We start from the raw sequence: 12949 nt of genomic DNA, 5'->3' as shown, positions 1-12949 counted from the left end.
TAACTTCTGCGTTCTTTAAGCTGCATAATTAATGCTCCTGAACAGGGTTACATTAATTATGAGTCAACGATATGTTTTTCAGCTTATTGCTAAATCGCTAGGGTTACCTTTAATTTGAGTCAATTCGTCACCTGCAAATTTTAACAAAAGATCAGGTTAATTACGCGCAACTGGATAAGGCGTTAGATAATTTGTCGCGAATTCATCCTAACTCTAAGCATAAACTGATCAGAGCTTGCCTTTGTATTATTACTCAAGATAAGATTTTTTCAGTTGATGAAATGGAGTTAATGCGCGCCATCGCTGATACGCTAACTTGTCCTATCCCGCCGCAACTGCAAATAACCTGAACTCGGCTTCTGTGGCTCTATTTGCGATAATTGTTGATAGCTGAGTTTTAAGTCGATTTGATGCAAAACAGCGGTTACCTTGCAGCAACCCCTTTAGCACTCAGCCGTCTCAATTGGCAAGCTGAGACATAACAAAACCAGAAAAACACACCGTCATCCCACCGTGCTTTTGGGTGGGATCTTTGTCAGGTTCAAGGTGGCTTTGTTAAAGGCTCTTTTGGGATTTAGGAGATCCCATCCAAAAACATGATGGGATGACGGCGCTTTTGTAGAGGTTGGGCGGGAAAATATCTATGTCCGCTATTCGCTCACTATAATCTGTGAGTCTTGGAATACATTAGGTTAAATTGCTATTAGTCTCAAGAATGCCTTTAGCAGGCAGTTTGGGTTTATTGTTCTTCTGGATCTTGTGAAGCAAATAGCATTTCTAGCCAACGTAAATCTTCGGGGCCTAACTGAGCGTTGTCATGTTTACTATTATCTTCTAAGACTTCATCGTATACATGCCTCAGTGCTTTAATCGTAAGGCTGCGCCAAATCAACGAATCGAGCTCATCTATATCAGATGAAGATAGATCAAAATCTAATAAAGGGTCGTGTTGCTGCTCAGTTGTGTTTAGGGCCAAATCTAACTCATGTAAAATAGGGTTGATTAATTTCAGAGTGTTTCCAGACTCAAAATCGCGCTGAACTTTTTGCTTTGCCTGTTCAATTTGAGATGTTAATGAAGACTGAGTAAACTTCTCGCCTAATGGTTTCAAACCGTGCTTATTAACTAAGCCCGTAACACTTGGAAGGATTGCCTTAGCAGCAATAGTTGCGCCTAGAATTGGATTAACAATGGCCGATAACCCACCAACGAGGAGCATCCCATAGGTAAGTTTATTATCTAAGGCATCTATACTATTTGCTAAATTTTCGATACTACTAATTTTATCATGCTGGCCTTGCATTACAGACGATTCAGCTTGCTCTAACAAGTACCTTTTTAACTGGCCTTCAGCGTGCTCGTTGTAAAAATGAAATATTCGTCTTTTCGGAAGGTCGTTTATTTCAGCAGCACCTTTAGGAAGGCTGCGCATTGTGTGTAAAGCAATGCCATATTCAGAAAGCTTAAATGGAATAATAAAATAATGTTTTTCATCAAAGTTTGTAGATTCAGTACTTTCAAATGATGAGATTATAGGAAGGCCATTGAATACTTCAGATATTAACGTAACTTTACCAGTAATATCTGAGTAGGCACTTCTGGCTTTCTTTTGTACGAAATCCAATTTTTCGCTAATGAAGGAGCGCATTTGTATCTAATTTCCTTTAGAAAAAACAATTATTTTGAAAGGTTGAACTCACAGCTCGCAGCAACTTGTGAGCTGTTGAGTAATTTACGTTATAAATTTGAACGGTGCAAATGTTAAGGGTGGTATGACACCAGCCGTTGCGTTAAGTCTTTTAGCCGAGCTAAACAGGGAATTATGATTTAGTACGGTGCATGAGGGGATAAGGAATAATACAATTACCGGCTTAAACAAATACACGATTGTTTACTTGGAATTTTTGAAAAAAACAGTAGAGTCATAAGCGAGAAATGTTTGCCTTCACTCCCTAATAGAGATGAAGAAAAGGTAAATAAATTGAACTTTTTTTAGTGAGTTGGCGTCTAACCCGTTCTATAGTAGCTTGATTTTTGGAAATATAGTCTATGGGGATATATATGAAAAATCATAAAATGAGTTTAGTCCTGATCTCTTTTGTTATTATGTTGTCTGCATGTGGGTCAACGCCAAAAGAAGACTTAGCAAAGAAAAATAGTGGTTATTTAAGTAATTATACAAATTTAAAAGAAGTTGATACGACAGAGAATAATGTTTTATTGAAATGGGAAAGTTCAGAGTACAAAACACGGCAATACAGTAGTGTTATAATTGATGACGTTTCTTATTATCCAGCACCTAAAGCCGGTGGGGATATTGATAACAAAGTGTTGATGGATATCGCACAATACGCAAATAACGGTATTAAAAAGGCCGCACAAAGCACAGGTAAAGTGGTTGAAATGGCTACTGATAAAACCATTAGATTAAGAATGGCGATAACTGGAGCAACGATTAATGATGAAGGTTTGTCAGCGGTCCAATATTTGCCAATAACATTTGTGGCATCAGCGGTTACTGGAAATTTAGATAACTTAACGGCGAAACTCGTCATTGAAGGTGAAGTGACTGATGCGAAAAGTGGTGAGTTATTAGCAACGTTTTTTCGCACGGGCTTAGGTGCAGAGGTTGATGATGAAGAGCAACCATTAACCCTAGAGATGGTAAAACCATTATTAGATGATTGGGCCAAGTTGGTTAAGAAAAGTATTAGCGAAAATATTAAATAAGTGCCTAGCGCAAAGCGAAATGTTTTAAAAGGCCTGATGTGAAGGCCTTTTTTATTAGTTTTTTTCAGTCTTTTAAATGTCGATATCTCAGGTTTCAACAATGAATGCCAATAGAGCCGTTTAAGTACATAAACGGAATTTGCTGTAGCCAATATGGTTAAATTAATCTACTTTGCTAAAACGTTGCAATACCTTGCCATCACGCTCAATGGTTTCACAGAACATCGAAAGTGGTCTTATCCAAATGCCTTGTTCACCATATAATGGTTGGTACACGACGTATTCTTCTTCGGTTTCACTGTGTTTTGCCACGTGCAATACTCGATAGAAATTGCCTTTAAAATGCTGATATTTGCCAGTTGGAATGCTCATGATAATGCTCTTTAGTGTTTAATGCTGGGATTATTGGTAATAATCTGCAATTTGTCTAGCGCAATGCGCCACATTGCCAACAAATTTCAAACATACCTTCTATCTTTTCATCACACTTTTCGCATACCCAGTCATTTTCTCCAGCAGAGCAGGCAAGTTTACTCTCAGTAATAATTGCCAACGCCATTTCTTTTTTGCTGCCATCGATTAACCACAACTCTGGCCAGCACTCGGTACTGGGAACTTCGCCTGCCAAAGAGGACAGCGCGGTATTTTTAGTCACACAGTCAATATGATAACTTTCGAGCAGATTTTTTATGTGCTCTACCTGGATAAAACTTTCGTCGCTATATATTTTGATCATTGGCCTGCAAAATTAAACACACTATTATTAATATAATACCAAGTTGACTGAATATCTGCTCATTTTTAATGGTTAAATTGCTATGAGCCATTTTTACACCAGTTAAAAGGGGAAGCCCTATGGAAAATGTGTTTGCTTTATTATGGCTGTTGATAATGTGTTATAGCCTGGTGGCGGCGGTGTTGATTAAAACCGGTAAAGCCAAACCAAGTAAGCAAATTGGTTATTCAATTTCAGGCCATGCTTTAATGTTCGTAGGGGCTTTGCTAAATTTTTCTGGCCTTTATCCGACAATCGGCGTGGTTGTCATTTTATCAGGTGTTTATTTCCACTACCGTAAAATGGATAAGGGCAATCAGTAGAAAAATTTCATCTGCCTTCGCGATCAAAGTTTAAAACCGTGGCTAACTTTCTCCTGGGGTTAAACCACCTCATTTTTGCGTTTAATCTGCAATCTTCTACACTGTATTGAACCAATCTATCAGTACTTCACCTCTGTAGTAGATGATAAACACAAGGCCAAACACAGGACAGTTAATATGTTAAGACGTCAATTTTTGAATAAACTCGGGATCACCTTAGGTGCTGGCTTGTTAACGTCAAAATCCGTTATTGCTAACAGTCAAACACTGAACTCAACTAAATCAAACTCTCCAACAAATGCTATTGCACCAGGCGATTGGGTAGCACTACGAAGTTTATTTCCACTCACTCATAAATACATCCAATTATCTACATTTCTTCTGGCATCTCACCCTAAGCCGGTATCCGCTGCTATTGAACAACACAGACAAGGGCTGGATGAAAACCCTGCCGATTACTGGCATGACAGATTTGAAACGATAGAAGCCGGCATCGCCAAATCCGCAGCGGCGTATATGGGAGGAAAAGCTGAAAACATCGCCTTAACCGACAGTACCACAATGGGACTGGGTTTAATTTACAGTGGTCTACAATTGCAGCCCGAAGATGAAATTCTACAAACGGTTCACGATCATTATTCCACCGATATGTCATTAGCACATCGTGCGCAGCGCACCGGGGCTAAAGTACGACGTATCAAGCTTTATGACAACCCGGCATTGGCGTCGGTAGATGAGGTTTTAAATCGATTAAAAGCTGGAATAACCCCTAAAACCCGAGTGGTAGCGGTTACCTGGGTGCATTCATCAACGGGGGTAAAACTGCCTATTCGGGCGATGGCAGATACCATAAAAAAAATCAATCATGACAGAGGTTCGCAACAACAAATATTATTTTGTGTCGATGGCGTGCACGGTTTTGGTATTGAAGATGTAGATATCAGCACTCTGGGGTGTGATTTTTTTGTTGCTGGCACGCATAAATGGCTATTTGGCCCACGCGGTACGGGAGTGATTTGGGGAAGCGATAGGGCATGGGCACAGTCTGAGCCGGTTATTCCAAGCTTTAGTGCTTCATATGACGTATGGCTAGGACTTACCAGCCAGCACAATGTTCCCGTTGGCGAGCATATGTCTCCTGGAGGGTTTCATTCTTTCGAGCATCGCTGGGCATTGCCTGAGGCGTTCAAATTACATCTGCAACTCGGTAAAGCCAATGTCGAAAAACGAGTTCACCAGTTAAATAGTTTCACCAAACAAGGCTTGGCAGAAATGCCGCACGTAACCCTTTACACCCCAGGTTCTAGTCAACTCTCTGCTGGTTTGGTGTGCTTTGATGTGAAAGGTATGACGGCAGAAGATGTGGTGAAAATATTACACCACAAAGGCATTATCATGAGTAATACCCCGTACCGTAATAGTTACGCAAGGTTTGCACCGTCGCTGTTGAACAATGAACGAGAAATAGAACTCGCTTTAGCGCAAATTCAAGCGCTCGCTTAGCCGTTTATAAATACATCCAACTTAGCAAAAACGATAAAGTAACCCACATCAAAATGATCAATGGAATGCCGACCCGCATAAAGTCAGAAAATTTGTAACCGCCGGCATTCATTACCAATAAATTGGTTTTATAGGCCATAGGTGTGGCGTAGCTTAAATTAGCACCAAACAATACCGCAAGGATAAACGGTTCTACCGGCAAGTTAAGCTGATTGGCAACCGAAGCCGCAATAGGTGTTCCGATAACCGCCGCGGCGTTATTGGAAACAATGTTGGTGAGGATGGCGAGTAACAGCATAAGCGCCGATAAAATCCCCGCAGGTGGTAAATCGAAGGCCAGAGCAACAAATAGTTGCGCGATGTACAACGCACCACCTGTTTTCATCATCGCAGCACCTAAGGCTAAGGATGCGGCAACAATCAGGATCACTTGGCTGCTTAACGCCGACGAGGCATCATCCCAACTGATGCAATCGGTTGCCAGTAATATTAACACCCCACAAATCGAACTGATCGCAATGGGCAAAATGCCCAGCGCAGCCACTAAGATTACCGCGATTAAAATACCCAAAGCTAACGGCGCCTTTTTTGATTGCGGTAAATCTGCCGCGCCATCGATGATCAACAAGCCACGGGCCGCTTTTAATACTGCCACTTGCTTGTCATCTCCTTGCACCAATAAGACATCTCCGGTTTGAATGGTGACGTTACCAATGCTTTTGCGGCCAATATCCATAGCAATACCACCACGATGCAATGCCAGTACGGAAACGCCAAAATTTTGTTTAAAATTTACCTCTTTTAACGTTTTACCATGTAACCCTGATGCTTGAATGACCACAATTTCTGCCAAGGTTTGTTTGTCTTCAAGTAATGGATGTTCAGCATCCAATTTGTGTTGGCCAGAATATAACGTGGCATGTAACACGGTTTCAAATTCTTTTAAGCGGTTAGGGTAGTCCTTTACTTTAAGTCGGTCTCCTGGCTTGATTACCGTATCGGGCAATGGCATCACATTGCGATAATCCGGACTGCGTTGAATAAAATCTATGCTCATTTGGTTTTCAGTCAACTTTCTGATTTCAGCCACGGTTTTACCCACCGTCAAACTGTCATCATTAATATTTAAATAGGCACTGAATAAACGCGGAGAGGTGTCGGGTAGCGTAGGCTTGCGTTTAGGCAGAAGTTTTGGCGCAATTAGCCACAAATAAACCACCGCAACCGATGCCGCAATGAGTGCCGGGTAAGCAAAATGGAACATACTAAAACGGGGTATACCCATATCACTGGCAACACTAACCACCAGTAAGTTGGTCGACGTGCCTATGGTAGTCGTCATACCGCCAACTAATGTCGCCAGACCCATAGGTAACAACATGGGTGACGAATCGGTTTTCGTTCTTATCGATACACTAATAAGAATAGGCAAAAACAACACCACAATTGGGGTGTTATTAACAAAGGCGCTAAGTGTACCGGCAACCAGTAAGGTAATTAATAGAGACAAAATAGGGCTTATTTTCCACAACTTGGCCAAGTTTCTACCAATAGGCTCTAAAGCACCGGTTCTTACTAATGCATGGCCGATGATCATTAACGCACAAACGGTAATAAGTGCCTCATGACCAAACCCATAAAATAACGAGGAAGGCTCTAGATGTTCACCATCAATATGAAAGGGAAATACCGTGAATACTAGCCCTAATAGCGAAATAACCGCAAGAGATGACGTTTGCAGAGGAATGTCTTCGCGACGAAAAAAATATAACGCTAACGCGGTGATCAATAACATCGCCAGAGCATGATAATTTGGGATGTCAGGTATATTCATATCATTCTCATTGTTATTGGCAAAATTGGCAACATCAATTAACTATAATTGATTTTTACAAACTTGATCAGCGAAAAAGTGAAGAATTGAGCAGCTGCTGCTTATCCACCGTTCAGGTTAACTAACTCACACTGTTTTGATGCTATATGATCTTTGCTGCCTTGCCAATAGTTAATGTTTAATTGTATTAGGTGATTCATTTAACACGGTTTTCTCTGATAATCAGCTGGTAGGAATAAAAACTGGGGTATTTATTTTTAGAATCGCCGTGAGGATAAATTAATGTCTTCACGGCTAATTTCATCATGATGTGATTGCTATTATCGCTAGTTGTATCCTAAGATAAAGTCCTTCTTTGCATCATCGAACAAGTTGTAAATGTTGTTGAGTTTTATAAATTTGACTGAATAAACCTTATCTTCAGCAACAAGGTTTTCTGTAGCTGTTACTGGCATGCCCTTACTGTGTTTATCGTCTGTCTTTGTGATATTCATAAGTACCTGAAATTGTTATTAATTGTTCTTGTCAATCTTAACCTGACAAAATCTATCGATATAGGTTAACGGCGACTCTTTTATCCAAAACTCTTCATCCTTCCCATATTTATTGAACAGCATCAACAGAGTTGGCAGAAATATTGATGTCTTGGCCAGGAAACGCGCTGGCAAGAGCTTTATGCAGGGCCGTAAATTTTCGATTTTCATCAAGGTAATGGTAACTAATACCATCGAACATGGTTTTCACCCCAATAATATTTTTACTTCCCGGTTCAAAGATTTAGGATTTGATATCAAGGTTTGGGTGATTAAACAGCAGTTCAATGTTTTTGCTGGCAAAGTCATATTGATACAGGGCACTTGCACCACTTTTGTTAAGATTCTTACTTAGGTACAGTTTTGTTCGATCGAAATTTACCCAAAGCGGTGAGTAATCGATAATTGGATTGTTTTTATCAATTTCTTGCCATTTTTTTTCTTTATCGCTCTTTTGATACATTTTAGAGTAAACTACGCGTTTATTACCTGCCCAATAAAAACTGCCTATGTGCTCAAATTCGGCAAAACTAAAAGCTTTTAACGGTTTCATCGTGGCCTTATCAATAATGACCAGGTTGGTGGTGTTACCTTTGGGAACCGTTGCTGCAATATGTTTACCATCAGGCGATAATTTTAAACTGTTAAATAACGACTGCTTGGCAAACGCTTCTACCGGCACCACTTTTGCCACGCTGGCATGAGAAATGATTAACAAGATGAGTAACAAGAGATGTTTCATTTTAATCCCGTTTTGAGTAATTAAAGTAAATATTAATTTATCACTTTCTTCGATGTAAGTTAGGGCGCCGAAATTTTCAAACGCTCGCAACGGCAAGTTTACCAATATCCGCAAGTTGCGAGCCATAGACGATATAATCGCCATCTGGGTGCCAACTTAGGCCGACAATGTCTTCTTCATTATAGGTTTACTGTTCTCATCAGCTAAGGAAAGAAAATAGATACCGTCATTGTTTGAGGTTGATTCACTGTCATTAGTGTTTACAACTAGCTAGGCCGCACTAATTTTTGCTTCTAAAGAGGTTTGTAGATTGAAAATTACAATCGGATTAAAAATAGAGATAAAAAAGAGCTGCATAGGTTTTATCTTAGCAACTGTTAATGAGATGATTGGTATAATTACCTAAATGGTTAATCTCCAGCATACGTTAAGGAAAGAAATGAGCATAGTAAATATTACTGAGAACCCCACGATTCCACTGATTATTGTTCGCCAACAAAATTTTGAAAATTGGTTGATGGCTGAAACGGAACAAGTGCAAAGCTGGTTAAAACAAACGCAAGCAAGTAATGGCGTTTCATTAATTCCAGATGCAACCGGAAAACTGCAAAAAGTGGTTGTCGTGCTTGAAAACCCAAATCACTACTTTGCCAGTGGAGATATAGTTAAGCAACTGCCTGTCGCCCATTATCAATACGGTGGCGCAAGTGAGTACCAAGAGGCATTTGCTTTTGGTTGGGCCATGGGCTGTTACCAATTTAATCGTTATCAACAACCGCAACAACGTGCAACGTTAGTGATTGATGATAAAGCCCTGGTTGAAAAAGTATTAAAATTTACCACCGCCAGCGCTCTGGTACGTGATTTAGTCAATACCCCTGCAGCAGATATGATGCCAGAACATTTAGGTCAAACAGCGCTTGCACTCGTGGCGCAATATGGTGGCCAGGTTGAGCAAATTGTAGGCGATGACTTATTAGCGCAAAATTATCCAACCATTCACGCGGTAGGGCGCGCCAGTGTCCATCAGCCTCGTTTAATTGATTTAACCTGGGGCAAAGCCGGCGATCCGAAAGTCACCCTAGTTGGTAAAGGCGTATGTTTTGACAGTGGCGGCCTGGATATCAAGCCGAAAGCGGGTATGCGCAATATGAAAAAAGACATGGGCGGTGCGGCCCATGTGTTAGGGCTAACGCAATTAATCATGTCGCACAATTTACCGGTGCAATTACGGGTTCTCATTCCTGCGGTTGAAAACGCAGTCTCGAGTAACGCATTACGTCCAGGCGATGTAGTGACCACCCGCAAAGGATTAACGGTAGAGATTGATAATACCGATGCCGAAGGTCGTTTAGTGTTGTGTGATGCATTGGATGAAGCAAATAATGACAATCCGGAATTACTGATTGATTTTGCTACTTTAACCGGTGCGATGCGAGTTGCCCTTGGTACTGAATTGCCGGGTTTCTTTGCCAATAATGATGACATTGCCAACACACTGATGAGCATGGGTACGCAAATCAATGACCCGGTATGGCGTATGCCTTTGTATAACGATTATAAAAGTTTACTCAACAGTGAAGTTGCAGATATTGCCAATTGTGCAACCATTCCCTTTGCTGGGGCAATCACTGCCGCCTTGTATTTGCAAGAGTTTGTCAATCCTGACACTGATTGGTTGCATTTTGATGTGATGGCATGGAACATCCGCAAACTGCCGGGTCGACCGTTAGGTGGTGAAGCATTTGGCATTCGTACTGTGTTTGACTATTTGCAATCACGTTATAATAAATAGTATAAAAAAGCCCACACTAAGTGGGCTTTTTATGGTGAACTTACTTATCTATGTTCAACATTGTTATTTTTACACTTCGATTAAGCAACTGTCTCAATGCTTTCAAGTTCAACCGTAGTTTGCTTTTGATCTAACCTTTGCTTTACCTTGCCGTAAATAATCAGAGAAACGGCGGAGACCAGCGCAATGGCGGCAAAAATATACCAAATGTAGTGGGCGTTAACAGAAGCTTCTTGCCATGCTTGATGGCTATCAAATAAACGCGGGTCGGGGCAATAAGCGTTTAATAAATAACCGGATAAGCCGAAACCTAATAACGGCGGGTGAAGCTCAGGTGCAACGTGCTGGCGGGGAAGGGTTCAGCCATAACGAAGTCAATCCTGATAACACTAAAAATCGTATGCTGCAATTATGGGTATTGCCTGATGAATCAGAACAGACGGCGGGATATAAACACTACCCCTTAAAAACAACGGGCGTCACGCGTATTTATGGTGGTAATAAAAGCCAAAGTAAAACATTTGATAGCAATACCACCATAGATATTTTGCGTTTACCGGCAGGTGAAAATATTAAATTTGACGATGAAGTTTTAGCTTATGTGAGCCAGGGGAACGCGAAGTTTGCAGATGAAAATAGTACATTTAATGCCGAACAAGGCGATTTAATACGCAGCTATAAAACAGAACTTTCAACTAACAGCGATGTTGAGATCGTTGAGGTTATCGTTATTTTCTACTTTTTATTTGTCTGTTAAGTCGTTAGAATTGGCTGCTTTTCCAAACTGAGAACGTAACAATGATTTGCCGAGTCAGCTGCATCTTGTTTGCCATGTTATTAATGCCGGCTGCATTTGGCAGTAACCTTATCAATTTCAATCAGAAGCTGTCTGCGAGTGTTACCAGCGAACTGGAACAATACAGCATTCCAGGCGCAGCATATGCCATAGTGAAAAACGATAACATTGTCGCCCTGGAAACTTTTGGTCATCTCGATAAAGCTAAATCTGGCAAAGTAAATAGCAACACAGTATTTCGTTTAGCATCCGTGTCTAAAACCTTTGCCGCAACGATTACCACCATGCTGGCGCATGAGCAGCAGTTGAACCTGTCGGATCCTGTTACCAAATATGTTCCTCATTTCTCTTTGGCGAAAGAGGGCGCTGCCGAGCAAATCCAACTTAGGCATCTATTAAGCCATTCAAGCGGACTTATGCCAAACGCTTATGACAACCTACTGCATGAAAACTGGAGTATGGATAAAATCATTCGTCGTTTTAATCGTATCAACCCGATTTGTAAACCGGCGCAGTGCTATGGATATCAAAACATCGCCTATGCGTTTTTACAGCCAGCAATAGAAGCGAGCCAAGCTAAAAGTTATTCAACCTTGCTGCAGGAGAGAGTCTTTTCGCCACTAAAGATGAAAAATGCTTCTGTGGGTATCGATGTATTTTTGCAACAAAATAATACCGCCAAACCTCATGTTCTCAGAAAACGCATCGAAACAGCTAAAAAGGACGCGCAAGGTAATCAAGTTCAGCAATACATTTGGCGTACGGTCAAAGTAGAGCCTGATTTGTATAAAGTTGCACCGGCTGCGGGGATCAACGCCAGCATTACCGACTTAGCCAAATGGTTAATCGCTAATTTAGGTCATAAGCCAGAAATATTGTCACCTAAACTACTCAATGAGTTGACCATTCCCCGGATAAAAACTAAAAAAGATCTGCGCCGAAAATTCTGGAAACAGCATTTAACCGATGCTCACTATGGCTACGGCTGGCGTATTTACCAACTGAAAAATTACTCAATAATCTATCATTCTGGCTGGGTTGCAGGCTTTCGAGCGGATATTGGCTACTCGCCAGAATTGGATATTGGTTTTGCCGTGCTCATCAATGCCGAGTCTAACGCCATCAACAAAATATCTAGCCAGTTTTGGTCGCAAGCTCATAAGCTAAATGACTCACTACCGGAAAAGCATATTTAACAGAGTTAATGAATTTTAGCTCGCTAGAACTCTTGGAATATTTCGTTTGTATCTATTGCAGGTAAACATGAATAACCTACTAGTGTAATTAAGTGCTTGAATAAATAGGAAATAAAATGATATAAAGATTGTTAGCATAATGCTTGTTTTTACAATGAAAGTGATTCAGACACGAATTAACGGAGTAAAATTATTTGTATTGTTCAACAACGGTTCGTAGATAACAGTTGGATTTTCCTCAGAGACCTCATGGATGATGGCAATGACCTCTTTTAAAAATAAGTGCATATTCCGGAGCATCGTGAACAGTCATTCCGGCCCATCGTGAACACCTATTCTGGTTTAACGTGAACAGTCATTCCGGTTTCATCGTGAACACTTTTTCATGATTTTCCGGAATCGGTGTTCACGATAAACCGGAATCAATTTTAACGCATTGATAATTAACTATTTTTGTTAGTCTAAAGCTATCTTTTTTGAATTAGGATAGACAATGGCTACACCAAGGATAACAATGCGAAAAATAAGAGAAGTATTACGACTTAATTTCGATGCCCGGTTAAGTATTCGAAAAATCAATGCCAGTACAAAAATCGTGAGCTTACGGCGGGATAGTGTGACATGGCAAGTTGAGTTATTTAGAATGGCGCTAACCCAGTCTATGACTGAGTTATCTCTTGATTTTGTTGGTAGTTCCAAGGGAGGTAATGCTCAGGATTTTC

13 protein-coding genes are annotated in these 12949 nt (G+C 40.6%); 7 read left to right on the top strand and 6 right to left on the bottom strand.

The features are described 5' to 3' along the window. Positions 1 to 739: 739 nt before the first annotated feature. Positions 740 to 1648 (bottom strand): hypothetical protein, encoded by a 909-nt coding sequence (locus ND16A_RS21725; RefSeq protein WP_235282136.1) that lies wholly within the window; start codon positions 1646 to 1648, stop codon positions 740 to 742. Between the two features lie 413 nt (positions 1649 to 2061). Here ND16A_RS21725 and ND16A_RS06965 point away from each other — a divergent pair, with 413 nt between their 5' ends. Next, positions 2062 to 2730 (top strand): DUF3313 domain-containing protein, encoded by a 669-nt coding sequence (locus ND16A_RS06965; RefSeq protein ID WP_033078097.1) that lies wholly within the window; start codon positions 2062 to 2064, stop codon positions 2728 to 2730. Positions 2731 to 2892: 162 nt separating this feature from the next. Here the strand turns inward: ND16A_RS06965 and ND16A_RS06970 are convergent, their stop codons facing one another. Together ND16A_RS06970 and ND16A_RS06975 are read right to left on the bottom strand one after the other, a co-directional pair. Next, a complete protein-coding gene (locus tag ND16A_RS06970) occupies positions 2893 to 3102 on the bottom strand; it encodes a DUF1653 domain-containing protein (protein ID WP_033078096.1) in 210 nt (69 codons plus the stop codon). A gap of 55 nt (positions 3103 to 3157) precedes the next feature. Beyond that, positions 3158 to 3466, bottom strand: coding sequence for a putative signal transducing protein (locus ND16A_RS06975; protein WP_033078095.1), 309 nt, complete (start codon positions 3464 to 3466; stop codon positions 3158 to 3160). 119 nt (positions 3467 to 3585) lie between these two features. Between ND16A_RS06975 and ND16A_RS06980 the strand changes: the two genes are divergently transcribed. Together ND16A_RS06980 and ND16A_RS06985 are read left to right on the top strand one after the other, a co-directional pair. After that, positions 3586 to 3828 (top strand): hypothetical protein, encoded by a 243-nt coding sequence (locus ND16A_RS06980; RefSeq protein ID WP_033078094.1) that lies wholly within the window; start codon positions 3586 to 3588, stop codon positions 3826 to 3828. A 177-nt stretch (positions 3829 to 4005) separates the two neighbouring features. Continuing rightward, on the top strand, positions 4006 to 5331 hold the full coding sequence (locus ND16A_RS06985) for an aminotransferase class V-fold PLP-dependent enzyme (protein ID WP_033078093.1): 1326 nt from the start codon (positions 4006 to 4008) through the stop codon (positions 5329 to 5331). A 4-nt stretch (positions 5332 to 5335) separates the two neighbouring features. Here the strand turns inward: ND16A_RS06985 and ND16A_RS06990 are convergent, their stop codons facing one another. The 3 genes from ND16A_RS06990 to ND16A_RS0119395 form a co-directional block, all read right to left on the bottom strand. Next, complete coding sequence (locus ND16A_RS06990) at positions 5336 to 7165, bottom strand: SLC13 family permease (protein WP_033078092.1); 1830 nt, start codon at positions 7163 to 7165, stop codon at positions 5336 to 5338. A 603-nt stretch (positions 7166 to 7768) separates the two neighbouring features. Then, a complete protein-coding gene (locus tag ND16A_RS21875) occupies positions 7769 to 7900 on the bottom strand; it encodes a hypothetical protein (RefSeq protein ID WP_268746317.1) in 132 nt (43 codons plus the stop codon). A gap of 42 nt (positions 7901 to 7942) precedes the next feature. After that, positions 7943 to 8440: a hypothetical protein gene (locus tag ND16A_RS0119395; protein WP_160173519.1), complete on the bottom strand. Its 498-nt coding sequence runs from the start codon at positions 8438 to 8440 to the stop codon at positions 7943 to 7945. Positions 8441 to 8879: 439 nt separating this feature from the next. Here ND16A_RS0119395 and ND16A_RS06995 point away from each other — a divergent pair, with 439 nt between their 5' ends. From ND16A_RS06995 to ND16A_RS07010, 4 genes are all read left to right on the top strand, one after another. Further along, positions 8880 to 10235: a leucyl aminopeptidase family protein gene (locus ND16A_RS06995; RefSeq protein ID WP_033078090.1), complete on the top strand. Its 1356-nt coding sequence runs from the start codon at positions 8880 to 8882 to the stop codon at positions 10233 to 10235. 238 nt (positions 10236 to 10473) lie between these two features. After that, positions 10474 to 10992 (top strand): hypothetical protein, encoded by a 519-nt coding sequence (locus ND16A_RS07000; protein ID WP_235282134.1) that lies wholly within the window; start codon positions 10474 to 10476, stop codon positions 10990 to 10992. A gap of 41 nt (positions 10993 to 11033) precedes the next feature. Then, positions 11034 to 12227 (top strand): serine hydrolase domain-containing protein, encoded by a 1194-nt coding sequence (locus ND16A_RS07005; RefSeq protein ID WP_033078089.1) that lies wholly within the window; start codon positions 11034 to 11036, stop codon positions 12225 to 12227. Positions 12228 to 12741: 514 nt separating this feature from the next. Then, a partial coding sequence (locus ND16A_RS07010) for a hypothetical protein (protein WP_152593883.1) occupies positions 12742 to 12949 on the top strand: 208 nt, incomplete at its 3' end.

Source organism: Thalassotalea sp. ND16A (assembly GCF_000764205.1).
In the GTDB taxonomy this organism is placed as follows: Bacteria; Pseudomonadota; Gammaproteobacteria; order Enterobacterales; family Alteromonadaceae; genus Thalassotalea_A.
The sequence above is the reverse complement of the archived record's forward strand: the minus strand, read 5'-3'. Positions and strand labels throughout refer to the sequence as shown.

Coding starts and splice junctions, on each gene's coding strand:
- ND16A_RS21725 (WP_235282136.1), bottom strand. CDS start 1,648: ATGCGCTCCTTCATTAGCGAAAAATTGGATTTCGTACAAAAGAAAGCC.
- ND16A_RS06965 (WP_033078097.1), top strand. CDS start 2,062: ATGAAAAATCATAAAATGAGTTTAGTCCTGATCTCTTTTGTTATTATG.
- ND16A_RS06970 (WP_033078096.1), bottom strand. CDS start 3,102: ATGAGCATTCCAACTGGCAAATATCAGCATTTTAAAGGCAATTTCTAT.
- ND16A_RS06975 (WP_033078095.1), bottom strand. CDS start 3,466: ATGATCAAAATATATAGCGACGAAAGTTTTATCCAGGTAGAGCACATA.
- ND16A_RS06980 (WP_033078094.1), top strand. CDS start 3,586: ATGGAAAATGTGTTTGCTTTATTATGGCTGTTGATAATGTGTTATAGC.
- ND16A_RS06985 (WP_033078093.1), top strand. CDS start 4,006: ATGTTAAGACGTCAATTTTTGAATAAACTCGGGATCACCTTAGGTGCT.
- ND16A_RS06990 (WP_033078092.1), bottom strand. CDS start 7,165: ATGAATATACCTGACATCCCAAATTATCATGCTCTGGCGATGTTATTG.
- ND16A_RS21875 (WP_268746317.1), bottom strand. CDS start 7,900: ATGTTCGATGGTATTAGTTACCATTACCTTGATGAAAATCGAAAATTT.
- ND16A_RS0119395 (WP_160173519.1), bottom strand. CDS start 8,440: ATGAAACATCTCTTGTTACTCATCTTGTTAATCATTTCTCATGCCAGC.
- ND16A_RS06995 (WP_033078090.1), top strand. CDS start 8,880: ATGAGCATAGTAAATATTACTGAGAACCCCACGATTCCACTGATTATT.
- ND16A_RS07000 (WP_235282134.1), top strand. CDS start 10,474: ATGCTTGATGGCTATCAAATAAACGCGGGTCGGGGCAATAAGCGTTTA.
- ND16A_RS07005 (WP_033078089.1), top strand. CDS start 11,034: ATGATTTGCCGAGTCAGCTGCATCTTGTTTGCCATGTTATTAATGCCG.